This is a genomic window from Micromonospora sp. WMMD734 (assembly GCF_049178975.1).
GTDB classification, from domain to species: Bacteria; Actinomycetota; Actinomycetes; order Mycobacteriales; family Micromonosporaceae; genus Micromonospora; species Micromonospora wenchangensis.
Genome location: NZ_JBMHMK010000001.1, coordinates 4,843,801 through 4,865,078 on the forward strand (window position 1 = coordinate 4,843,801; position 21,278 = coordinate 4,865,078).

Here is a 21,278-nt window from a genome sequence, read left to right on the forward strand (position 1 = left end):
TGCGGTCCTGGCTACCCTGACGGCGCACCTACATGCGACGGAGAAGATCAGATGACCTACCCCCCGCCCTCCGACGGCTGGTCGGACCCGGCCTGGTCGGCCCAGCAGCCCGACCCGACACTGCCGGCCAGTGGCCCGCCGATCTCCGCCCCACCGGTCGGGAAGGACCCGTACGCCCCGGCCGACCCGTACGCGGGCGCGCCGGGCATCCCCGCCCAGGCCGCCCCGGTCGACCCGTACGCCGCCGCTGCCGCCTACCCGCAGCCCGGCTACCCGCAGCCGATGGGGTACGCCGGTTACGGCGGCTACCAGCCTCCGCCGCCGCAGAACGGCCTCGCGATCGCCTCGATGATCGTCTCGATCATCGGCGCGATCGGGCTGTGCGGTTACGGACTCGGCGGCTACATCGGCCTCATCGGCGCGATCCTCGGCCACGTGGCCCGGCGGCAGATCCGGGAGCGGGGGGAGGGCGGTGCGGGCTTCGCCACCGCCGGCATCATCGTCGGGTGGATCTCCACCGTCATCGCGGTGCTGGCCACCATCGCCATCGTGGTCTTCTTCGTCTGGCTGGCCAACCAGGAGTCGACGACCGGGTACGGCACCTCGTACTGAGCGGTGGGGCCGCCCCGGGCACCCTGGGCGGCCCACCCGGTCACCCGCACGTGACGAGAACCCGTACGGCCCCGGTGGGCGTGGTGACTCCACGGTAACCTCGTGCCGTGACCGGGGTGAATGGACCTGTGGAAGATGCCACCGGGCGGCGGACCGTGGTGGTGACCGGGGCCAGTTCGGGCATCGGCCTGGCCGCCGCGGTGGCGCTGGCCCGGCGCGGCGACCGGGTGGCGCTCGTCGGCCGGGACCCGGCCCGCCTCCAGGCCGCCGGTGACCGGGTACGCGAGGCGTCCGGCGAACGCCCCGAACTGTTCCGCGCCGACTTCGCCGTGCTCGACGACGTACGCGGGCTCGCCGAGCGGCTGCGGGCGACGTACGACCGGATCGACGTGCTGGCGAACAACGCCGGGGCGATCGTGTTGGAGCCGCTCACCACGGTCGACGGGTTCGAGCTGTCGATCCAGGCCAACCACCTGGCCCCGTTCCTGCTGAGCAACCTGCTCGTCGACCGGGTCGGCCGGCTGGTGGTGACCGCCTCCGGCGCGCACCGCAGCGGGACCCTCGACCCGGACGACCTCAACGCCGCGCTGCGCCGGTACCGGCCGATGCGCGCGTACGGCACCAGCAAGCAGGCCAACATCCTGTTCGCCGCCGAGGCCGCCCGGCGCTGGCCCGACGTGCCGGCGTACTCGTTCCACCCGGGGGTGGTGCGGACCCGGTTCGGCGCGGACAGCCGGCTGGTCGCCCTCGGCATGCGGGTGATGCCGTTCCGCAGCCCGGAGAAGGGCGCGGAGACGCTGGTCTGGCTGGCCAACCAGCCCGCGTCCCGGCTGGTCGACGGCGGTTACTACGCCGACCGGCGACTGCGCCGGCCCTGGCCGCGTGCCGCCGACCCGGCGCTGGCCGCGCGCCTCTGGACCGCCAGCGCCGCCGCCGTCGGCCTCGACACCTGACCGCGGCGGCAACGGCCACCCACGCCTGCGATCATGACGCCGGGGGAGACAGTTCGTCGTATTCAAGCAGTCCGTTCTCCAGAACATGGCGACGGAACCCACCGACACCGAACGGTAGGAAGTACTCGCCTTCCAGAAGCCGGTCGACCAACTCCTCCACCGTTTCACGGCGAGCATTTTCGTGCGGACCGCCTGGCACAGCAGCGGGACAGTCGCCGTGACCCGGATGCCCTTTTCCTCGGCGATCTGGCGCGGCGTGGCATCGTCCAGCACCACCTCGCACTTGTAGACCTGGCCCATGGCGAGCACCCCGCACTCGCCGATGTTCCTGCCGTCGACCACCAACCGATCGGCATAGTGGGCGAAGGCTTCGGCGAAACCGACATCGGTCGACCGGTGGACCTTGATCCAGTCTGCGTCGAGCACCGCGCGGGCGGCCGGCACCTGCTCGACGGCACGCTGGAGTTCACGCTCCACGCTGTCGGGGACGTAGACAGGGCGGTCCTCGGCGAGAAAACGCAGGACCCCCAACCATCCCTGCTGAGCGAAATGACGCAGCGGCCCGGTGTCGAAGACCAGGGCGTTCTCGGGAACCGTCACGACACGAAACGCCAGATCTCGTCGGCCCGTCGCTGCCGGACCTGCGGCAGGTCCGCCTCGTCGAACGTGCCCTGTAGTAGGTCCAGGGCACGTTCGCGGCTGATCCGCTCGTCCCGTACCAGCCGCAGCACCGCGCGGGCGAACGGGCGAGGGACCGTCGTTCCCGCCAGTTCCTCCGGGGGGACGTTGAGACCCATCTCCACGATGTCGGTCTGGGTCGTACGGTATCGGCGTACCGCGGCCACCCGCTCGGCGTCGGCCAGGCCCAGTTCCTTCAGGCGGGTCGCGAGGGTGGCCATGTCGACCCGGTAGGCACTCGCGAGGTAAATCGCCGCAGCGCGTTCCCCGGACCGGGACGCCTTTTCCTGCCACTGCGGGGTGATCGCGGCCTCGGGTAGCAGAAACGCGCGGGCGAAGCGGTCGAGGCGTGACTCCAGGGGGACCACCTGATCGGAATGGTCGGCCACCCGCCAGTCGACGGTGTAAGTGTCCGCGATGAGATAGTGACCGAGTTCGTGCGCGAGGGCGAGTCTCCTACGACCGACCTTCATATGGCTGTTGACGAGGCACACACCGCCCCGGGGCAGCAGGACCGACCCGGCGTCCGCCGTGTCCTTGCCGATGTCGCGAGAGAACGCCAGGAGCCCGACGGCGGCGACCCGTTCGACGAACCGACTGATCGGTTCCGTTGCCGAGCAGGCCAGCAGGCCACGCGCCTGCGCCGCGAACGCCTCGGCCTCGGCATTGGTCGACGGTGTCGTGATACCGGCCTGGGTGACCGCCTCGGCACCGTCGAGCCCCAGTTCGTCGACGCCCAACGACGCGACGAATGCGACCTCGCTGGCGAACGTGGTCAGCAGGGTGTCGACCTGCGAGTCTGCGGTGTCCAGCCCCTGACTGGACCGATGGGCGACGAGCGCGGGGACAGGCTCCTCGAAGAACGTGGACATGCGTACACCGATCGCCCCGGCGATGTCCGCCAGTTCGAGCGCGGTGACCTTGCGTATGCCACTCTCGATCTTGTTCATGACCGTTCGTTCGATGCCTACCGCGTGCCCGAGGTCCTCTTGACTGAGGCCTGCACGCTTACGCGCATCCCGGATGCGCTCCCCCAGCGTCCGCGCGTCGATGTCAGCCACCGTGCGATTCTCGCACACCCGAACTGTGACACAGGACACCATCGGTCGAATCGCCGGTCGTCTTGCCGCCTTCACTCAAGCACGTGGACGGGGACGGTGGTGACCACCACACCGGGCAGGGCGCGCAGCGCCCGGCGCAGCCGCTGGCCGGTACGGCTGTGCAGCAGGCGGTGCCACGGCCGGCGCAGCACCACCTCCGGCACCACCACGGTCAGCACCAGATCCGGCGCGGCGGCGTGCAACGCCTCCAGGTAGTGCGCCAGCGGCCCGACCACCGCCCGGTACGGCGAGACGATCGTCTCCAGCCGGACGTGGTCCCCCCAGGCCCGCCACTGCTCCCGGAACCGGTCCGCCTCGGCGTCCTCCGGGGCGAGGTGCACCGCCAGCGTCGGTCGGCCCAGCGACACCGCGTACGCCAGGGCCCGCATCGAGGCGCGGTTGAGGCGTACCACCGGGACCACCACCAGGTGACGCAGTTCCTGCGGCACCTCCTCGCCCTCGACGGACCGGCCCGCCGGTGCGCCGGACGGCCCGGCGGCGGGTCCGCGGGCGGCGGCCGGCGGGACGGGGTCGGCAGGTGGCGGGCGCAGGGCCAGGGCGGCGTGCAGGGTGCGGTAGTGCCGGTGGATCCGGGCGAAGAGCAGCACCAGCAGCGGTACGGCGACCACCACCACCCAGGCACCCTCGGTGAACTTCGCCACCGCCGCGGTCAGCAGCACCAGCCCGGACAGCACCGCGCCCACCCCGTTGACCAGCGCCCGCCGCCGCCAGCCACCGCCCCGGTGCCGCCGCCAGTGCACCACCATGCCGCTCTGCGACAGGGTGAAGGCGAGGAACACCCCCACCGCGTACAACGGGATCAGTTTCTCGGTGTGCCCGCCGAACGCGACGAACACCACGACCGCGGTCGCGGCCAGCGCGACCAGGCCGTTGCCGAACGCCAACCGGTCGCCCAGGTGCAGGAAGCGGCGGGGCGCGTGACCGGCGCGGGCCATGAAGAACAGCAGCCGGGGAAAGTCGTTGAACGCGGTGTTCGCGGCGAGCAGCAGGATCAGCGCGGTGGTCACCTGGACGACGGCGTACCAGGGGCCGGTGGGGAAGGTCACCCGGGCGAGCTGGGACAGCAGCGTCTCGCCCGGTCGGGGCACCAGCCCGGCCAGGTGGATCAGCAGGGTCAGCCCGGCGAACAGGACCACCAGCATCGCCACCATCCAGGTCAGCGTGGTGCGCGCGTTGCGCCACTCCGGCGTACGGAACGCGGGCACCGCGTTGGAGACCGCCTCGATGCCGGTCATCGACACCGCCCCGGAGGCGAACGCCCGCAGCACCAGCAGCAGCCCCAGCCCCTGGGTCGCCGGCACCACCGGCGGGGCCACCGACGCGAACCCCCGGCCCGCCGCCCGCAGGTAGCCGACTACGAGCAACCCCAGCACGGCGGCCACGAAGGCGTACGTCGGCAGGACGAACAGGTTGCCGGCGGCGCGTACCCCGCGCAGGTTGCCGGCGAGCAGCAGCAGGATCACCAGCACCCCGAGCGGCACGGCGAACGGCGTCAGCCCCGGCAGCGCCGAGGTGATCGCGTGCACGCCCGCCGCGATCGACACCGACACGGTCAGCACGTAGTCGAGCATCAGCCCGGCGGCGGCGGTCAGCCCCGCCCTGACCCCCAGGTTGTCCCCCGCCACCAGGTACGACCCGGCCCCGTGCGGGTACGCCGGGATGGTCTGCCGGTACGAGATCCCGACGGCGACCATCAGCAGCACCAGCCCGGCCGACAGGGGCAGGGCCAGGCCCAGTGCCCCGCTGCCGGCCAGCACCAGCACGGTCAGCAACGCCTCCGGCCCGTACGCGACCGAGCTGAGCAGGTCGGAGGAGAGCACCGGCAGCGCCACCAGTTTGCGCATCCGCTCGTGCAGCACGGCGGCGCTGGCCAGTGGTGGGCCGAGGAGCACCCGGCGGACCCGGCCGAGCCGCCGGCCCAGGGGCGAGTCCGGCTGGTCGGCCCGTTCGGCGGCGACCAGCCCGTCCCGGCCGGCCGGTGCCCCCGGTGCCGGCCGGAAGAGCGCGATCGGGGCCAGCCGGCTGAGCCGGCCCGGGGCGGGGTGGTTGCGGTAGCGGTCCAGGGTCGGGTCGACCGGCAGGGCGGGCGGCGCACCGACCCGCCAGTGCGCGCCGACCCGGCGCAGGGCGTCCACCTCCGCCGGCGTGAGCGGCGGGAACTCGGCCGACGGGGTGACCACGGTGCCGCTGCGGTCGTCGTCCGCGCTGCGCCCCGCCATCGCCCCACCTCCCCCCGCACTCTCACGTGCGGACGGGACCCGTGCCCGCCGTTCCGGCGGAATCGCGGCGAACGGATCGCGGGCGGGCAGCCGGACCGGGTGGTCAGGGTGCCGGCGGGACGGCGGTGGCGGGCAGCGTGGCCGGGATGGCCCGCCGACCCGTACGGGCACCGCCGAGCACCACCACGACCACCCCGGCGAGCAGCAGCGCCAACCCGGGCAGCGCGTACGGGCGGGGCAGCTGCCCCAGCCACGCCCAGGCGATCAGCGCCGCACCGGGGGCCTCCAGCAGGATCAGCACGCTGATGGTGGTCGCCGACACCCGGCGCAGCGCGTGGTTGAACATCGAGTGGCCGAGCAGTTGGGCCCCCACCACCAGCCCGACGATCGCCAGCCAGGTGCTGGTGCCGTACCCGTGCAGCCGTACCCCGCCGACCAGGCAGCCGACCAGCAGGATCGCCGCGCACACCCCGTAGCAGATGGTGGTGTAGGTGGCGGTGCTGATGGTGGCGCGGGCGCGTTCGCCGAACGCGGTGTAGACGGCGGCGAACATCCCGCCGACCACCGCCAGCAGGTCACCGGCGAAGGCCCGGCCGGAGACGCCGACGTCCGCGCCGGTGGCCAGCACCGCACCGGTCACCGCCACCCCGATGCCGACCCAGACGGGGTACGACAGCCGCCGGCCCTGCCAGCGGGCGATCAGCCCCTGCCAGACCGGTTGGGTGGCGCCCAGCGCGGTGGCTGCCGCCACGGAGGTGAGCTGGGCGCTCGGCATCCAGGTGGCGAAGTGCGCGGCCAGCGCCACCCCGGACAGCACGCAGTACCAGCCCTCCCGGCGACCCGCCCCCACGGTCAGGGCCCGCAGTTCGGCCCGGCGACGGGCCACCGTGAACGGGGCGAGCACGGTGACCGCGAGCAGGTTGCGCCAGCACGCCACGGCCAGCGCCGGTGCCGCCGCGAACGCGATCAGCGGGGCCGACGACGAGACCGAGGCGACGGCGAGCACGAGGACGCCGACGGTGAGCGGATCGACGGGCGGACGCGGCGGCGGTGCGGCGGAGGACACGGTGGGTCATCCTCACACGGGCGGCGACGGGTCGGGTGCACGCCGGGCGGCGGGTCGACCCTGCCGGGCGGTGCCCCGGAGCGCTGGTCAGCGGTGCCCGGCGGCGACGGCCGGTGGGTCAGCGGCGGCGAACCCGGTGCAGGCGGAACGGTTTGCGGGTGGCCCGGACCACCGCCGCGCCCCGGGGCTCGGCGGCCAGCGAGGTGTCCGGCAGGGCGTCCCCGGCGTCCGGCGTGCCGTCCGGGACGAGCCGGGTCAGCGCGCAACCGTCGGCCGCCCAGCGGGCCACCAGGTCGGCGGTCGGACCGGAGGCGTTGAGCCGCTTCGCCGCGACCAGCGGCGCGGAGGTCTCCCACTCCGGGCTGCCCGGGGCCAGCCGGATCACCCGCGCCGGCCAGGTCACGATGCGCCCGCCGTGGTCGCCGCGCAGGGTCACCCGGGCCGTGGCGGCGTCGGCCAGCCCCGGCGCGGTCTGCTCCCCCGGCCCGCTGACCACGAACAACGACCCCTCCAGGGGTACGCACCACAGCGCGACCGCCGGCCCGTCACCGACCCCCACCCAGGCCACCGCCGCCTTCTTGACCGCCTCGTCGACCAGTGGCGTCGACCGGGAGGCGTCCACCTCGTCCGTCACACCCGCATCCTCTCGCAGCTTCCACCCGTCCGGCACCCGAGCGCCGTCACCGGCCCCGACGGTGCCCGGTCACCCGACGAAGGGCGGCACCAGGATCTCGCCCCGGGCGACCGGCATCACCTGGCCGGTCACCGTCGCGCCGACCGCCGTCGCGTCCTCGGCGGTCACCGTGCAGTCCAGGGCCGACGGGCGGCCGATCTCCGCGCCCTGCCGGACGGCGTACCCGCTGCGGCCGGTGCCGGGGAGCAGACCGCTGGCGACCAGCCACACCCCCAGCCCCAGGGCGGCCGAACCGGTGGCCGGGTCCTCGGACACGCCGAGCCCCGGCACGAAGACCCGGGCGTGGGCGGTGCGCGTGTCGGCGTCCCAGGAGAAGACGCTGACGTGCTCCACCCCGTACCGCTCGGCCGCCGCCAGGTTGACCCGGGCGCGGGCCACCGCGTCGGGGTGCACCGGCAGGTAGGGGAACTCCAGCCCACAGCCGGCCACCCGGGGGGCCGGGCCGGCGTGGTCGGCGGCGGCGAGCCCGGCCATCTCCAGCAGCGGTTCCGGGTCGAGTTCCGGCCCGAGGGTGGGGGTGCCGCCGGTCAGCGTGGCACCGGTCGCGGTCACCTCGACCGGCAGCACCCCGGCGTGACACTCCTGGCTGACCGGTCCGGCGGGGAACAGGCCACGACGGCTGGCGGCGACCGCCGCGCCGACGCTGGGGTGACCGGCGAAGGGCAGTTCCCCGGTCGGGGTGAAGATCCGGGCCCGGTAGGTGGCGCCCACCTGGGTCGGCGGCAGCACGAACACCGTCTCCGAGAGGTTGAACTCCACCGCCAGCACCTGCATCTGCTCGGTGGCCAGCGCTTCGGCGCCGAACACCACGGCCAGGGGGTTGCCGGCGAACGGGCGGTCGGTGAAGACGTCCACGATCTCGTAGGCCAGGGTCGACATGGTGGTAAACACTAGGCGCTTAGGCTGGTGGCCGTGAGCACGCCGAACCGGGTCTACATCGCTCGACTCGCCGGAGTCGCCGTCTTCGACCCGAACGGCGACCAGGTGGGGCGGGTCCGCGACGCCGTCGCCCGGATCCGGCCGACCCAGCGTCCACCCGAGGTGGTGGGTCTGGTGGCCGAGATGCCGATGCGCCGCCGGATCTTCCTGTCCATCAACCGGATCACCTCCATCGACCCCGACGCGGTCGTCCTCGGCAGCGGCACCCTCAACCTGCGCCGCTTCTCCAAACGCCCCAACGAGCTGCTCGTCCTGCAGGAGTTGCTGGACCGGCGGGTGCAGCTCGACCCGGGCGGCCAGCCCGGCGCGGTGGTGGACGTGGCGATGGAGTGCAGCCGGGGCGGCGAGTGGTCGTTGTCCCGGGTCGCCGTCCGCGAGCAGACCAGCCGGTTGACCCGCCGTGGCCACCTGCACCAGGTGGACTGGGACCGGGTACGCGGGCTGAGCGGCATCGCCGACAACCGGGGCACCGCCAACCTGCTGGCCGTGCTGGAGGACATGCGCCCCGCCGACCTGGCCAACGCGCTCCAGGACCTGCCCGACGCCCGGCGCAACGAGGTCGCGGCGGCCCTCGACGACGAACGCCTCGCCGACGTGCTCAGCGAGCTGCCCGAACGCGACCAGGTGGAGATCCTCGCCGCGCTGGACCGGGAACGGGCCGCCGACGTGCTGGAGGAGATGGACCCGGACGACGCCGCCGACCTGCTCAACGAGCTGCCCCCGCCGGAGCAGGACGTGCTGCTGGACCTGATGGAGCCGGACGAGGCCGACCCGGTCCGCCAACTGCTGAAATACACCTCCGGGACGGCCGGCAGCGTGATGACCTCCGAGCCGGTGATTCTGCCGCCGGACGCCACGGTCGCCGAGGCGCTGGCCCGGATCAGGGAGGAGCAACTCTCCCCGGCGATCGCCGCGCAGGTCTTCGTGACCCGCGCCCCGATGACCACCCCGACCGGCCGCTACCTGGGCATCGTGCACTTCCAGCGGCTGCTGCGCGAGCCCCCGGCCGACCTGCTCGGCGGGGTGGTGATAAACGACATCGACCCGCTGCGCCCGACCACCCCGCTGCCGGAGATAACCCGTCGGATGGCCACCTACGACCTGGTCGCGATGCCGGTGGTCGACCGGAACAACCGGCTGGTCGGCGCGGTCACCGTCGACGACGTGCTGGACCACTCGCTGCCCCGGGACTGGCGGGACCGCGACGCGGTGTCCACCCCGGGCGCGGACGATGCCCCGGAGCCGCCCACGACACCGGTAGGCGGTGGCACCGATGGCTGACCAGCGGCGGACCGAGCGGCTGGACCAGCCGCGCGAGCCCCGGGGCGTCAAGCTGCCCCGGTTCGACCCGGAGGCGTTCGGCCGCTGGTCGGAGGGGATCGCCCGGGGCATGGGCACGGCGAACTTCATCGTCTACATGACGGTGGTGATCGCGCTGTGGTTCGGTTGGAACACCCTGGCCCCGGCCGACCTGCGCTTCGACCCGTACACGTTCACGTTCCTGACCCTGGTGCTGTCGTTGCAGGCGTCGTACGCGGCCCCGCTGATCCTGCTCGCGCAGAACCGGCAGACCGACCGGGACCGGGTGGCGCTGGAGGAGGACCGTCGCCGGGCGACCATGCAGAAGGCGGATACCGAGTACCTGGCCCGGGAGGTGGCCGCGCTACGGATCGCCCTGGGTGAGGTGGCGACCCGGGACTTCCTCCGCTCGGAGCTGGCCCGGCTGGCCGAGGAACTGGACGCGGCGGCGCAGCGGCGGCAGAAGCGGGAGTTGCGGCAGCCGGAACGGCCGGTGGGGCGCGGTGAGGGCCGCTCCGGCGGGGGTGAGCCGCCGCTCGACGAGCCGCGCGACGATCTCGACGGCGACTACGCCCGCGACGGTCTCCGCCCGGAGAGCTGAGCGGGCCGGGATCTCGTACCTGATCGTCCAGCTTTGTCCGGGAGGGCGGGCTGACCCCGGCCGGCCGATCGATTCGCTCACACCCGGCCCCGCTGTTGTCGGACGCCCCGCGCCGCCGACGTAGCATTGCCCGCATGTCAGCTCCCGTCAGCACCATCTCCGACGCGATCCAGGCCGCGCTGGCCACCGTCAACGACCCGGAGATCCGTCGGCCCATCACCGACCTCGGCATGGTCCGCTCCGCCGAGATCGGCGAGGACGGCGTGGTCCGGGTCGGGCTGCTGCTCACCGTGGCCGGCTGTCCGCTGAAGGACAAGCTGCGCGGGGACATCACCGCCGCCGTCGGCGCGGTGCCCGGGGTGAGCGGTGTGGAGATCGACTTCGGGGTGATGAGCCCGGAGCAACGGCAGGAGTTGCAGGGCAAGCTGCGCGGCGGTGCCACCGACGAGGCGGTGATCCCGTTCGCCCAGCCCGGCTCCCGTACCCGGGTCTACGCGGTGGCCAGCGGCAAGGGCGGCGTCGGCAAGTCCAGCGTCACGGTCAACCTGGCCGCCGCGCTGGCCGCCCGGGGCCTGTCCGTCGGTGTGGTCGACGCCGACATCTACGGCCACTCGGTGCCCCGGATGCTCGGCGCGGACGGCAAGCCCACCCGGGTGGAAGACATGATCATGCCGCCGCAGGCGAACGGCGTGAAGGTCATCTCGATCGGCATGTTCACCCCGGGCAACTCGGCGGTGGTGTGGCGCGGCCCGATGCTGCACCGGGCGTTGCAGCAGTTCCTCGGCGACGTCTACTGGGGTGAGCTGGACGTCCTGCTGCTCGACCTGCCACCGGGCACCGGCGACATCGCCATCTCGGTCGCCCAACTGCTGCCCAACGCCGAGATCCTGGTGGTGACCACCCCGCAGGCCGCGGCGGCCGAGGTCGCCGAGCGGGCCGGCGCGATCTCGTTGCAGACCCACCAGCGGATCGTCGGCGTCATCGAGAACATGTCCTGGCTGGAGCTGCCGGACGGGACCCGGATGGAGGTCTTCGGGTCAGGTGGCGGCGCGGCCGTGGCCGAGTCGCTGACCCGGACGATCGGCGCGCAGGTGCCGTTGCTGGGCCAGATCCCGATGGACAGCCGGGTCCGTGAGGGCGGCGACGCCGGCACCCCGATCGTGCTGGCCGCGCCGGACGCGCCCGCCGCGAAGGCGCTGCACCAGGTGGCCGACCGGCTGGCGGTACGCCGCGAGTCGCTGCTCGGCAAGTCGCTGGGTCTCAAGCCCGCCGGGCGCTGACCGCGTCCCGGGCGGGCCGCCGCTCAGGTGGCGTCGTCGTAGCTGGGGCGGGGGGCCGGCGCGGGCGTAGGAGCGGCGGTGCTCGTCGCGGTGCTCTTACGGGCGGCGGCCCTCGGGTCGATCCGGTCGGCGACGCCCTTGAGTTCCTCGTGCACCCCGGTGACGTCCGCCCGCAGGTCGTCGTAGACACCCTGGAGGGGCTTGCGGATCGCCTGCTCGTCCTCCTCGCTGAGCAGGTGCTTGCGGATGAACGCCTTCGGGTGGAGGTCCTCCAGCTGGATGTCGGTGCCCAGCTCACGACTCAGGTCGCCGGTCGCGTTGCGGGCCATCGTGCGCAGGTTGCGCACCATCCGCAGACCGTCGCTGATGACGTTGGGCAGCCGGTCACCGAAGATCAGCAGTGCCAGGAGCAGCAGGACGCCGATCTCCCACCAGTTCAGGTTGTCGAGCACCGCAGGGCCTCCTCGTCACGTCGACCCAAGCCTACGCACGTCAGGCCCCGGTCCGGGAGGGGGTGAAGGGACCTCACTTGGCGTCCGCGGCGAGCGTCACCGAGGCGTTCTGCCGGGTCGACCCGCGCCGGTACTCCACCGTCACCACCGACCCGGGGGCGAACTTGCGGACCAGGGCGATCAGATCGGTCGGATCGTTGATCGGCCGACCGTTGAGCCTGAGCACGACGTCGCCGGTCTTCAGCCCCGCCCCGGCCGCCGGACCGGCCGGTTCCACGGCCGCCAGGCGGACCCCGACGCCGGCCCGGGTGGCCGTCCCGGTCCCGGCGACCTGGGCCCCGATCACGGTACGCCGGGCCTTGCCCGTGCCGATGATGTCCTGGGTGATCCGCTTCGCCTGGTTGATCGGGATGGCGAAGGCGAGCCCGATGTTCCCCGCCTCCTGCCCCTCCGCCACCAGCGACTTGATCGTCGAGTTCACCCCGATCACCCGGCCGGCGGAGTCGACGAGCGGGCCACCGGAGTTGCCGTGGTTGACCGCCGCGTCGGTCTGGATCGCCGCGTAGTAGCGGACCGGCCCGCCCGGCTCCCCCGCCTGCATGGTGCGGTCCAGCGCGCTGATGATGCCGGCGGTGACCGTGTTCGCCAGGGACAGCGGCGAACCGATGGCCAGCACCGGGTCCCCCACCGCGAGCGCGTCGGAGTCACCGAACTCGATCGGCCGCAGCCCCGTACGGTTCACCTTGATCACCGCGATGTCCGACTCCGGATCCTGGCCGACCACCGTCGCCGGGGAGCTGCTGCCGTCGTTGAAGGTCACCGACGCCCGGCCGGTGCCGTCGGCGACCACGTGGTCGTTGGTGACGACGTAGCCGTCGGTGCTGACGATGAACCCGGACCCCTCGCTGGTGCCGACCGGGCCGGCCACCCGGATCGTCACCACGCTGGGCAGGACCCGGCCGGCGACCCCGGCCAGCGAGTCCGGGCGACGCTGGGCCAGCGCGGGACCCTCGGCCGGGCCGGCCCCCAGGGTGACCCCGCCGCCGACACCACCGCGCACCGCGAAGGCGTAGCCGAGGGCGCCACCCAGGGTGCCGGCGAGCAACGCCACGATCAGCGGGACGAGCAGCAGTTGGCGCAGCCGTGGCCGGCCGGGCGCGTCCGGGTCGGTGACCGGCTCCGGCGCGGCACCGGTGGCCGGTGCGCCGGGCAGCACGACCGCCGCCGGGGCGTACGGGTCCCGCCAGGGGTCGGCGAGCGCGTCGGACCACCAGGGCGACGTCGACCCGCCGTACGGTGCAGCCGACCCGCCGTACGGCGTCGTCGGGGCCGTCTGCGGCGGACCGGGCGGCGGCCCCGCCGAACCCGGAGTCCCGCCGGGCGCTCGCCAGTCCCAGCCGTCGGTCACGTCGGTGCCTCCCAGTCGTCCCCCGGTGCCCCGGGCCACGACCGGGGGTGGCGGTCACGGCGCAGGGGGCACCCCGTCCAGGATTGCACGGATGCGCCGGACGGAGTCAGCTCTTGTCCGCCCGGACCGGTGCCGTACCCGCCGCCGCGCCGCCCGGACCGGCACGGGTGGACTCGCGGCTGCGCCGAAGGAGCCTCGCCTCTAGGCTCATAGCGCCCACCCGCTCCCCGCACCACCGCCCGGAGGTGTCCCATCGCCACGGTCGCCAGTTCCGGCAGCCCGACGGCGCAGTCGTTGCAGTTCGCCGAGTCGTACGTCGGAGAGGACATCGTGCTGGCCACCGCCCGGAGCCTCGCCCGGGAGGTCGGCCTCGACGCGGTCACCCCCGGGGCCGGGGCGGCGCTGCGCCTGCTCGCCGCCGCCGGTAACGCCCGCGCGGTGGTGGAGATCGGCACCGGCACCGGGGTCAGCGGGGTGTGGCTGTTGCGCGGGATGCGCGCCGACGGGGTGCTCACCACCATCGACGTCGAGGTCGAGCACCAGCGGATCGCCAGGCGGATCTTCGTCGAGGCGGGTTTCCCGTCCGGCCGTACCCGGATCATCACCGGCCGGGCGCTGGACGTGCTGCCCCGGCTCGCCGACGGCGCGTACGACCTGATCTTCGTCGACGGTGAGTCGACCGGCTCGGCCGCGTACGTCGACGCCGCCCTGCGGCTGCTGCGCCCCGGCGGGGTGCTCGCCCTCAACGGCGGTTTCGCCGGTGGCCGGATCGGTGACCCGGCCGCCCGGGACGCCGAGACGGTGACCATGCGGGAGACGGTCAAGGCGATCCGGGAGGCCGAGCAGTGGATCCCAGCCCTGCTCCCGGTCGGCCACGGCCTGCTGGCCGCAGTCAAGTGCTGACCACGGCCGGACACTGACCACGGCCGGGTGCCGACCGGGGCCGGGACGCGGGGCGCGGGCACCCGGCCCGGCGACGGCTCAGTCCAGCGTCGCCAACCAGCGCAGCAGGCCCCGCACGCCCCAGCCGGTCGCGCCCCGGGTCAGCTCCGCGTCGTCGCCGTCGGCCCAGGACGGCGCGGACATGTCGATGTGCAGCCAGCGGTCCCGTAACTCCCCGGTGAACTCGCGCAGGTAGAGCGCGGCCATCACCGAACCGGCCCCCCGGTCCGGGGAGCTGTGCCGGTCGGCCAGGTCGCTGCCGAGGTGTTCGAGGTAGTCGGCGGGCAGCGGCATCCGCCAGGCCGCCTCGCCCGCGTCGGCCACGGCGGCCAGCACGGCGGCGGCCAGCTCGTCGTTGTCGCTGTACAGTGCGCCGGTCCGCTTGCCCAGCGCCACCGCGTTCGCACCGGTCAGGGTGGCCAGGTCGATCAGCAGGTCGGGGCGGAGTTCCCGGGCCGCGTAGCCGAGCGCGTCGGCGAGCACCAGCCGCCCCTCGGCGTCGGAGTTGGTGGTCTCGCTGGTCGTCCCGTCGTAGTGCCGGATGATGTCGCCGGGACGGAACGCCGACCCGCTGACCATGTTCTCGGCCAGCGGGGTCAGCGCGGTGACCCGGACGGGCAGCCGCAGCGCCGCAGCGCCCAGGGTGGCCGCGACCACCGCCGCCGCGCCTGCCATGTCCTTGCGCATCAGCTTCATCGCCGGCACCGGCTTGATCGAGATGCCGCCGGTGTCGAAGGTGATCCCCTTGCCGACCAGGACGACGTGCTGCCGGGCGTCGGCGGGCCGCCAGTCCAGCTCGACCAGGCGGGGGCCGCTGGCCGAGCCGGCGCCGACGGCGAGGATGCCCCCGAAGCCCTCGTCCGCCAGCTCCTGCGGCCCGCGTACCCGCAGGTGCAGGTCGGGTTGGTCGGCGGCGGCTTCGGCCACCTGGGCGGCGAACCACTGCGGGGTCTTCACCGCCGAGGGGGTGTTGGTCAGGTCCCGGGCGAGGCGGGTCATCGCGGCGGTCGTCCGGGCCGTCTCGACGGCCCCGGTGTACGCGTCAGGAGTGGCGGTCAGCAGGGTCACCCCGGCCAGCGCGGGCGTCGTCCCCGCCTCGGTCAGCCGGAACCGGTACGAGGCGAGCAGCAGCCCCTCGACGACAGCCCGGACGACCTCGGCGGACGCGTCGACCGGCACCGCCAACGTGACATGTGTCTCAGCTACGGCGGCACGGGCCAGCGCGGCCCCGGCCGTCCGCCAGGCCCGTTCCCCGCCGTCGCCCACGCCGAGCAGCAGCAGCCGGGCCGGGGAACCGCCGGGGCGGAGGTGGGTCAGCGTCTCGCCCGCCCGCCCGGTCAGCCGGGCGACCGGCAGCAGCGCCCGCGCCTGTGCCCGCACCTCGTCGGTGGGCGGCGGCGCGGTGGCGACCAGCGCCGGTGCGGCGTCGTCCGGGTCGGTGGCGGCGCGGACGGGCAGGACGAGGACGTCCGACCCGTCGGGGGCGGCGGCGAGACTGATGGCGAGCACGCTGGACCGTACCTCCGGAAGAAGTTGGCGGTGCGGGACCTCGACGACCCGCTGGGGACAGACGAAGTCCCTGAGTCACCGGCGGTGCCGGTGACTCAGGGACCAGGGACCTTCCGCGCGGCACCGCGCGGAGTGTCGGCCGATCAGCCGGCAGCCGCCTTCAGCGCGTCACCGAGCGCGTTGGCCTCGTCGGGAGTCATCTCGACGACGAGCCGGCCACCGCCCTCCAGCGGGACCCGCATGACGATGCCCCGACCCTCCTTGGTGACTTCCAGCGGACCGTCGCCCGTCCGCGGCTTCATCGCCGCCATGTTGTCTCCCCTCAGACCTATACATCAGGGTCGGTGTACTGCCCCACAGCCACTTCGTATCGACCACCCGCAAGGTGCACGGGGGCGTCGACCACGATTTTCCCTGATGAACACCGCCGGACCCAAACCGGAGCAGCATTGATGTAACAGCATCTAGCTTATCTTGAGAAGGCCTGTCACAATGTGCGGTCATGCAGGCACGGTCGGCACTCTTCGACCTGTACGGCGACCATCTCCGCACGCGGGGTGGGCGCGCACCGGTCGCCGCCCTGGTGAAGTTGCTGGCCCCGCTCGGCGTCGCCCCGCCGGCCGTCCGGACCGCCGTCTCCCGGATGGTGCGCCAGGGCTGGCTGGAGCCGCTGCGGCTCGCCTCCGGTCCCGGGTATTCGATCACACCGAAGGCGGTCCGTCGGCTCGACGAGGCCGCCGCCCGGATCTACCGCACCGGCCGGATCACCTGGGACGGGCGTTTCGACCTGCTCGTCCTGTCCACCCCGACCGCCCGGCGGGACCGGCAGCGGCTCGCCGCCAACCTCAGCTTCCTCGGCTACGGCACCCTCGACGAGCACACCTGGGTGGCCACCCGGGCCAGCGACGACGTCGACCTGCTGCTGGAGGAGGCCGGGGTGCGCTACGAGCGGTTCACCGCCGCGCACGCCGCCGGCACCCCCGGCGCGATGGGCGTGGTCCGCCGCGCCTGGGACCTCGGCGAGATCGGGCACGCCTACGAGCGGTTCGTCGCCGAGCAACGCGCCCAGCTCGCCGGGGTGACCGTACGCAGTGGTGACGAGGAGGCGTACGCGGCCCGGTTCCGGCTGGTGCACGCGTGGCGTACCTTCCTGTTCCAGGACCCTCAACTCCCTCCGGCACTGCTTCCCGAACGCTGGCCCGGCACCGCCGCCGCCAGCTTCTTCGACCGGCACGCCGCCCGGCTCCGGCCGGCCGCCGACCGGTACGTCGAGCAGTGCCTCGACGCCGGCAACCGGGTCCCCCGACAGAAGGGCCGTTAGAGACGTGACCGAGCCGCTGCTCGTCGACCGCACCGATGGCGTGGTCACCCTGACCATGAACCGCCCCACCGCGATGAACGCGCTCGACGTGGCGCTCAAGGAGGCGCTGCGGGACGCGCTGGCCGCGTTGGAGACCGACCGGTCCTGCCGGGCGGTGGTGCTGGCCGGATCGGGTGGCTCGTTCAGCGCCGGCCAGGACCTGCGCGAGCACGTGCAGATCCTGGAGTCGCCGGGCCGGGACCCGCTGGACACCGTCCGGGCGCACTACAACCCGATCGCCGCCCGGCTGGCCAACCTGCCCAAGCCGGTGGTCGCCGCCGTCCGGGGCATGGCCGCCGGGGCGGGCGCCTCGCTGGCGTTCCTGGCCGACTTCCGCATCGGCGGGCCGAAGACGAAGTTCCTGATGGCGTTCGCCGGGGTGGGTCTCGCCGCCGACACCGGGGCGTCCTGGACGCTGCCCCGGCTGGTCGGCCACGCCAAGGCCGTCGAGCTGCTGATGCTCGCCGAGCCGGTGGACGCCGCCGAGGCGTCCCGACTGGGCCTGCTCACCCGGCTGGTCGACGACGACGAGCAGGTGCTGCCGACAGCGCACGAGCTGGCCGCCCGGCTCGCCGCCGGCCCGACCGTCGCGTACGGGGCGATCAAGCGGCAGCTCTCCATCGCCGACGCGGGCACCCTCGCCGACGCCCTCGCCGCCGAGGCGCAGGCCCAGTCGATCTGCGGGGGCACCGCCGATCACCGGGCCGCCACCCTCGCCTTCGTCAACAAGCAGAAGCCGGTCTTCCAGGGCAACTGAGCCGGCCGGCCGGGCGCGCGACGACATGCCGGCCGTCAGCGCGCCACGTACCCGCCGTCGATGGGCACCGTGTGGCCGGTGATCCAGGCCGCGTCGTCGGAGCAGAGGAACAGCACCACGCCGGCCACGTCGTCCGGGCTGGGGATGCCGGGTTTCGGGTTGAACGACTCCATCCGGGCCCGCATCTCCGCCGGGTCCGGCGCGCTGTCGATGAAGTGCTGCACCAGCGGGGTCATCACCACCGTGGGGGCGACCGCGTTGACCCGGATGTCGCGGGCCGCGTACTCCACCGCCGCCGACCGGGTCAGCCCGACGATGCCGGCCTTGGTGAAGGTGTACGGGGAGATGTTCTCCTGTGCCGCCAGGCCGGTGGTGGACGAGGTGTTGACGATCGCGCCGCCACCGCCGCGCAGCATCGCCTCGATGCCGTACTTGAGCACGTGGAAGACCCCGTCGCCGTTGATCCGGCGGACCTTCTGCCAGTTCTCGACGTCCATCTCGTGCAGGGGCTGCTGCCGGCCGTCGATACCGGCGTTGTTGAAGATCAGGTCGATCCGGCCGTAGCGCCGCACCGCTTCGGCGATGCCCTGCTCCACCGCGTCGGCGTCACCGGTGTCGACGGTGACCGCGAGGGCGTCGGGCAGGTCGGCGGCGAGCCGTTCGGCACCCTCGGTGTTGATGTCGGCGACCACCACCCGGGCACCCTCGGCGGCGAACCGCCGGGCGGTGGCCTCGCCGAGCCCGGAGGCACCACCGGTGACGAATGCGACCTTGTCCTGGAACCGCATCGGCCCTCCCTCGACCGGCCGACCGGGCGTCGGCACCGGTGCGCCATACCCGGTGGGTGGGCGGCTAGTCGTCCTCCTCCGGGTCCTGGTTGGCCTCGACGCCCAGCACGAACGCCTGCATGGCCAGCTCGTCGCCGCTGGGCGAGACGAACGCGGGCAGCTCGGCCGGGCCCAGCTCCTGCACGTACGACCAGAAGAGCCGGACCGCCTCGGCCCGCGACTCGGCCTCGATCGGCAGGTCGAGGCTGACCAGCCAGGTCCGGCGCGACGGCGGCGGGCCGAGCCGGTCGACCAGGTCGCGGTAGGTGCCCGGGTCGAGCGCGGTGACCGGGCCGGCGACGGACACCTGCCCGGCCGGCACCGGCGCGTCGAACGACCGCCGGGTGTAGGTCACCAGCAGCGCCCGCCCGTCGTGGCGGGCCACCCGGCCCAGCGCCACCAGCCGGGGCGGCCCGTCGGCCAGCACCGCCACCGGGTCACCGGGACGCGGGGCGGGCCCACCGGCCGGGACGGCCAGCTCCAGGGTGTCGTGGTGGACGAGGCGTTCGGCGTCGTGCCGCCCGGCCGGGAGCAGCACCGCCCAGGCGTCGCCGTCCGGCCCGCCGTCGACGTCGGTCGGGCCGGTGCTGCGGTGATCGGTCACGGTCATGACCCCATCTGATCACGGGCCACGGCGGTGCCGGCGTGGCAGCCCGCGAGATGGTCGTCGACCATGCCGGTGGCCTGCATCAGCGCGTACGCCGTGGTGGGGCCGACGAAGCGGAAGCCCTGCTTCTTGAGTGCCTTGGCCAGCGCGACGGACTCCGGGGTCGACGCCGGCACCTCGGCGAACGACCCGGGCCGGGCCGGCCGGGGCGGTGGCGCATACGACCAGAGCAGCGCGGAGAGCCCGTCGGGCAGCGTCAGCGCGGCGCGGGCGTTGGCGATCGCCGCCTCGATCTTGGCGCGGTTGCGGACGATGCCCGCGTCGGCGAGCAGCCGGGTCACGTCCGCGTCGCCGAAGGCGGCGACCCGCTCGATCCGGAAGTCGGCGAAGGCGAGCCGGAACGCCTGGCGTTTGCGCAGGATGGTCAGCCAGGACAGCCCGGACTGGAACGCCTCCAGGGTGAGCCGTTCAAAAAGGGCGTCGTCGCCGCGCAGCGGGCAGCCCCACTCGGTGTCGTGGTAGATCGCGTAGTCCGGGGTGCTCGCCCCCCAGGCGCAGCGGGGCAGGCCGTCGGGGCCGGTCACCAGGTCAGTCACCCGTCACACGCTAGGCCAGGGGCCTGACACCCGGCGTCGGGGCCGGGTGGCACGGCCCGGCGTTCTCCCGCCGGCCCGTTCCGGGGCACGTCAGGGCGTGGCCGGACGGGCAGCCGGCCGGCCGCACGCCGGGGCGTCAGGGCGTCGGCGGGCGGGGCAGCCGGCCGGACTCGACCAGCCGGGCGAAGCGCTTCAGGGCCAGCGTCAGGCTGGCCTTGGAGCCCGGCCAGAGCAGCGGCCAGGCGACCCGGCCGGCCGCGCCGCCGGGCAGGTGGAACCACTCGTGCCAGACCACCTGGGTGCGGTCGTCGGCCAGCGGGGTGCAGCGCAGCACCCCCGGGCCGCGCAGGAGCCTGCCGCAGTGCACCACGCCCACCTCGTACGGCGCGTCGACCCGGACCACCCGCATCTCGTCGCGCAGCGCCGCCGGACCGAGCGCGGTGACCGCCTCGATCAGGCTGCCCTCGCCGCCGTCGCCCTCGACCACCCGGACCCGGGTCAGCGGAATCCAGTCGGACTGCCCCTCCCAGTCGGTCAGCGCGGCGAAGACCCGTTCGGCGGGGGCGTCGACGATCACCGTGGCGGTGAACTCGCCGGCACCGGGCTGGGCCGCGTCGTCGGCCAACCCGCCGCCGGCCGGATCGGGACCTGTCACACCGGCTCCGAGCGGACCACCGCGCCGCCGGGGCGGTCGGCGTCGGACTCCCCGGGGCGGTCGTCGGCCGGCGGGTCGTCGGTAGCGGTCGCCTCGGTCGGCGGGTCGGCGGTCGGGTGGGTCGTCCCGGTGGACGGGCGGACGGCGTCGGCCGGTGGCTGCGTCGTCGCGGCCCCGGTGGCCGGCCCGTCCGGGTCGGCGGGCACGTCGGGGTCGGCCGGTGTCGGGGAGTCGTCGGGCGCGGTGCCGGCGGCCTCCTCCCGGGTACGACGCAGCGCGTCGGCGTCGGCGGTACGGCCCTCCCGCAGCGCGGCGATCTCGGCCTCCAGCACCCCGATCAGCTCGGTCTTGTACCCGATGTCGTAGCCGGCCCGGCGCACCGCCTGGTCGACCTGGTCCATCCGGTAGCCGCGCAGGGCGGTGTCGAAGCGCAGCGCGCCGACGTCCGACTCCCGCAGCGGCCGGCCACCCGGCAGCGGGACGGCTCTGCCGTCGGGCTCGGCGGGCGCGAGGCCGTCCCGACCCGAGATCAGCACCGTCACGCCGAACACGACCGCCGCCACGGTCAACGCGACGACCAGAATGAGCAGAGTCTGACCCATGAGGAGATCGTGGCACGGGGACGCCCTCCGGAGCGACCCCAACCACCATCATCGTCACCGATCTTCTGGCCGGAACGGCCCGGCGGCGGGCCGGGTCGTCG

22 protein-coding genes are annotated in these 21,278 nt (G+C 74.0%); 8 read left to right on the forward strand and 14 right to left on the reverse strand.

Annotation, left to right across the window (positions count from 1 at the left end; all coding sequences use genetic code 11):
• The first annotated feature begins 51 nt into the window (after positions 1-51).
• Together ACN267_RS20665 and ACN267_RS20670 are read left to right on the forward strand one after the other, a co-directional pair.
• Positions 52-612 (forward strand): DUF4190 domain-containing protein, encoded by a 561-nt coding sequence (locus ACN267_RS20665; protein ID WP_204961914.1) that lies wholly within the window; start codon positions 52-54, stop codon positions 610-612.
• 128 nt (positions 613-740) lie between these two features.
• Positions 741-1,565 carry an SDR family NAD(P)-dependent oxidoreductase gene (locus ACN267_RS20670; protein WP_421490463.1) on the forward strand — a complete coding sequence of 275 codons (825 nt, stop codon included), beginning with the start codon at positions 741-743 and terminating at the stop codon, positions 1,563-1,565.
• Positions 1,566-2,161: 596 nt separating this feature from the next.
• On the opposite strand, the gene ACN267_RS20675 is transcribed toward ACN267_RS20670, so the two are convergent.
• The 5 genes from ACN267_RS20675 to ACN267_RS20695 all read right to left on the reverse strand — a co-directional run bounded on the left by ACN267_RS20675 (position 2,162) and on the right by ACN267_RS20695 (position 8,222).
• Positions 2,162-3,304: a helix-turn-helix domain-containing protein gene (locus tag ACN267_RS20675; protein WP_421489388.1), complete on the reverse strand. Its 1,143-nt coding sequence runs from the start codon at positions 3,302-3,304 to the stop codon at positions 2,162-2,164.
• 71 nt (positions 3,305-3,375) lie between these two features.
• Positions 3,376-5,583: an APC family permease gene (locus ACN267_RS20680; protein WP_421489389.1), complete on the reverse strand. Its 2,208-nt coding sequence runs from the start codon at positions 5,581-5,583 to the stop codon at positions 3,376-3,378.
• Positions 5,584-5,686: 103 nt separating this feature from the next.
• Entirely contained in the window at positions 5,687-6,649 is a 963-nt protein-coding gene (locus tag ACN267_RS20685) for a DMT family transporter (RefSeq protein WP_421489390.1), read from the reverse strand.
• Between the two features lie 118 nt (positions 6,650-6,767).
• Positions 6,768-7,301, reverse strand: coding sequence for a hypothetical protein (locus ACN267_RS20690; protein ID WP_239486468.1), 534 nt, complete (start codon positions 7,299-7,301; stop codon positions 6,768-6,770).
• 51 nt (positions 7,302-7,352) lie between these two features.
• Positions 7,353-8,222, reverse strand: coding sequence for a PhzF family phenazine biosynthesis protein (locus ACN267_RS20695; protein WP_421489391.1), 870 nt, complete (start codon positions 8,220-8,222; stop codon positions 7,353-7,355).
• A 33-nt stretch (positions 8,223-8,255) separates the two neighbouring features.
• Here ACN267_RS20695 and ACN267_RS20700 point away from each other — a divergent pair, with 33 nt between their 5' ends.
• The 3 genes from ACN267_RS20700 to ACN267_RS20710 all read left to right on the forward strand — a co-directional run bounded on the left by ACN267_RS20700 (position 8,256) and on the right by ACN267_RS20710 (position 11,462).
• Positions 8,256-9,563, forward strand: a complete 1,308-nt coding sequence (locus ACN267_RS20700; RefSeq protein ID WP_204961908.1) for a magnesium transporter MgtE N-terminal domain-containing protein — start codon at positions 8,256-8,258, stop codon at positions 9,561-9,563.
• The gene (locus tag ACN267_RS20705; RefSeq protein WP_204961907.1) at positions 9,556-10,182 is read left to right on the forward strand and encodes a DUF1003 domain-containing protein; all 627 of its coding nucleotides are present in this window, start codon (positions 9,556-9,558) and stop codon (positions 10,180-10,182) included. Before ACN267_RS20700 ends, ACN267_RS20705 begins: the two co-directional genes overlap by 8 nt.
• 134 nt (positions 10,183-10,316) lie before the next feature.
• Positions 10,317-11,462 (forward strand): P-loop NTPase, encoded by a 1,146-nt coding sequence (locus tag ACN267_RS20710; protein WP_204961906.1) that lies wholly within the window; start codon positions 10,317-10,319, stop codon positions 11,460-11,462.
• 23 nt (positions 11,463-11,485) lie between these two features.
• On the opposite strand, the gene ACN267_RS20715 is transcribed toward ACN267_RS20710, so the two are convergent.
• Together ACN267_RS20715 and ACN267_RS20720 are read right to left on the reverse strand one after the other, a co-directional pair.
• Positions 11,486-11,914 carry a preprotein translocase subunit TatB gene (locus tag ACN267_RS20715; RefSeq protein WP_421489392.1) on the reverse strand — a complete coding sequence of 143 codons (429 nt, stop codon included), beginning with the start codon at positions 11,912-11,914 and terminating at the stop codon, positions 11,486-11,488.
• Positions 11,915-11,987: 73 nt separating this feature from the next.
• Positions 11,988-13,337, reverse strand: a complete 1,350-nt coding sequence (locus tag ACN267_RS20720; RefSeq protein WP_204961952.1) for a S1C family serine protease — start codon at positions 13,335-13,337, stop codon at positions 11,988-11,990.
• A 279-nt stretch (positions 13,338-13,616) separates the two neighbouring features.
• On the opposite strand from ACN267_RS20720, the gene ACN267_RS20725 reads away from it, so the two are divergent.
• Positions 13,617-14,225: an O-methyltransferase gene (locus ACN267_RS20725; protein WP_239486455.1), complete on the forward strand. Its 609-nt coding sequence runs from the start codon at positions 13,617-13,619 to the stop codon at positions 14,223-14,225.
• 78 nt (positions 14,226-14,303) lie between these two features.
• On the opposite strand, the gene ACN267_RS20730 is transcribed toward ACN267_RS20725, so the two are convergent.
• Positions 14,304-15,773 (reverse strand): leucyl aminopeptidase family protein, encoded by a 1,470-nt coding sequence (locus tag ACN267_RS20730; protein ID WP_281900730.1) that lies wholly within the window; start codon positions 15,771-15,773, stop codon positions 14,304-14,306.
• 143 nt (positions 15,774-15,916) lie between these two features.
• Positions 15,917-16,084, reverse strand: coding sequence for a DUF3117 domain-containing protein (locus tag ACN267_RS20735; protein ID WP_007455245.1), 168 nt, complete (start codon positions 16,082-16,084; stop codon positions 15,917-15,919).
• Between the two features lie 191 nt (positions 16,085-16,275).
• On the opposite strand from ACN267_RS20735, the gene ACN267_RS20740 reads away from it, so the two are divergent.
• Together ACN267_RS20740 and ACN267_RS20745 are read left to right on the forward strand one after the other, a co-directional pair.
• Positions 16,276-17,094: a PaaX family transcriptional regulator C-terminal domain-containing protein gene (locus tag ACN267_RS20740; protein WP_204961903.1), complete on the forward strand. Its 819-nt coding sequence runs from the start codon at positions 16,276-16,278 to the stop codon at positions 17,092-17,094.
• Between the two features lie 4 nt (positions 17,095-17,098).
• Positions 17,099-17,890 (forward strand): enoyl-CoA hydratase/isomerase family protein, encoded by a 792-nt coding sequence (locus ACN267_RS20745; protein ID WP_421489393.1) that lies wholly within the window; start codon positions 17,099-17,101, stop codon positions 17,888-17,890.
• Between the two features lie 35 nt (positions 17,891-17,925).
• Here the strand turns inward: ACN267_RS20745 and ACN267_RS20750 are convergent, their stop codons facing one another.
• The 5 genes from ACN267_RS20750 to ACN267_RS20770 all read right to left on the reverse strand — a co-directional run bounded on the left by ACN267_RS20750 (position 17,926) and on the right by ACN267_RS20770 (position 21,177).
• Positions 17,926-18,678: an SDR family NAD(P)-dependent oxidoreductase gene (locus ACN267_RS20750; RefSeq protein ID WP_204961900.1), complete on the reverse strand. Its 753-nt coding sequence runs from the start codon at positions 18,676-18,678 to the stop codon at positions 17,926-17,928.
• Between the two features lie 64 nt (positions 18,679-18,742).
• A complete protein-coding gene (locus tag ACN267_RS20755) occupies positions 18,743-19,327 on the reverse strand; it encodes a hypothetical protein (RefSeq protein WP_421489394.1) in 585 nt (194 codons plus the stop codon).
• Positions 19,324-19,920 (reverse strand): DNA-3-methyladenine glycosylase I, encoded by a 597-nt coding sequence (locus ACN267_RS20760; RefSeq protein WP_421489395.1) that lies wholly within the window; start codon positions 19,918-19,920, stop codon positions 19,324-19,326. Before ACN267_RS20760 ends, ACN267_RS20755 begins: the two co-directional genes overlap by 4 nt.
• A gap of 136 nt (positions 19,921-20,056) precedes the next feature.
• Entirely contained in the window at positions 20,057-20,575 is a 519-nt protein-coding gene (locus ACN267_RS20765) for an SRPBCC family protein (protein ID WP_281900743.1), read from the reverse strand.
• Positions 20,572-21,177: a DivIVA domain-containing protein gene (locus ACN267_RS20770; RefSeq protein ID WP_421489396.1), complete on the reverse strand. Its 606-nt coding sequence runs from the start codon at positions 21,175-21,177 to the stop codon at positions 20,572-20,574. Before ACN267_RS20770 ends, ACN267_RS20765 begins: the two co-directional genes overlap by 4 nt.
• Positions 21,178-21,278: the final 101 nt, after the last annotated feature.

What these genes read in the sequence shown, in the direction of transcription:
- ACN267_RS20665 (WP_204961914.1), top strand. Translation starts at nt 52, where the DNA reads ATGACCTACCCCCCGCCCTCCGACGGCTGGTCGGACCCGGCCTGGTCG.
- ACN267_RS20680 (WP_421489389.1), bottom strand. Translation starts at nt 5,583, where the DNA reads ATGGCGGGGCGCAGCGCGGACGACGACCGCAGCGGCACCGTGGTCACC.
- ACN267_RS20695 (WP_421489391.1), bottom strand. Translation starts at nt 8,222, where the DNA reads ATGTCGACCCTGGCCTACGAGATCGTGGACGTCTTCACCGACCGCCCG.
- ACN267_RS20705 (WP_204961907.1), top strand. Translation starts at nt 9,556, where the DNA reads ATGGCTGACCAGCGGCGGACCGAGCGGCTGGACCAGCCGCGCGAGCCC.
- ACN267_RS20710 (WP_204961906.1), top strand. Translation starts at nt 10,317, where the DNA reads ATGTCAGCTCCCGTCAGCACCATCTCCGACGCGATCCAGGCCGCGCTG.
- ACN267_RS20735 (WP_007455245.1), bottom strand. Translation starts at nt 16,084, where the DNA reads ATGGCGGCGATGAAGCCGCGGACGGGCGACGGTCCGCTGGAAGTCACC.
- ACN267_RS20740 (WP_204961903.1), top strand. Translation starts at nt 16,276, where the DNA reads ATGCAGGCACGGTCGGCACTCTTCGACCTGTACGGCGACCATCTCCGC.
- ACN267_RS20750 (WP_204961900.1), bottom strand. Translation starts at nt 18,678, where the DNA reads ATGCGGTTCCAGGACAAGGTCGCATTCGTCACCGGTGGTGCCTCCGGG.
- ACN267_RS20755 (WP_421489394.1), bottom strand. Translation starts at nt 19,327, where the DNA reads ATGACCGTGACCGATCACCGCAGCACCGGCCCGACCGACGTCGACGGC.
- ACN267_RS20770 (WP_421489396.1), bottom strand. Translation starts at nt 21,177, where the DNA reads ATGGGTCAGACTCTGCTCATTCTGGTCGTCGCGTTGACCGTGGCGGCG.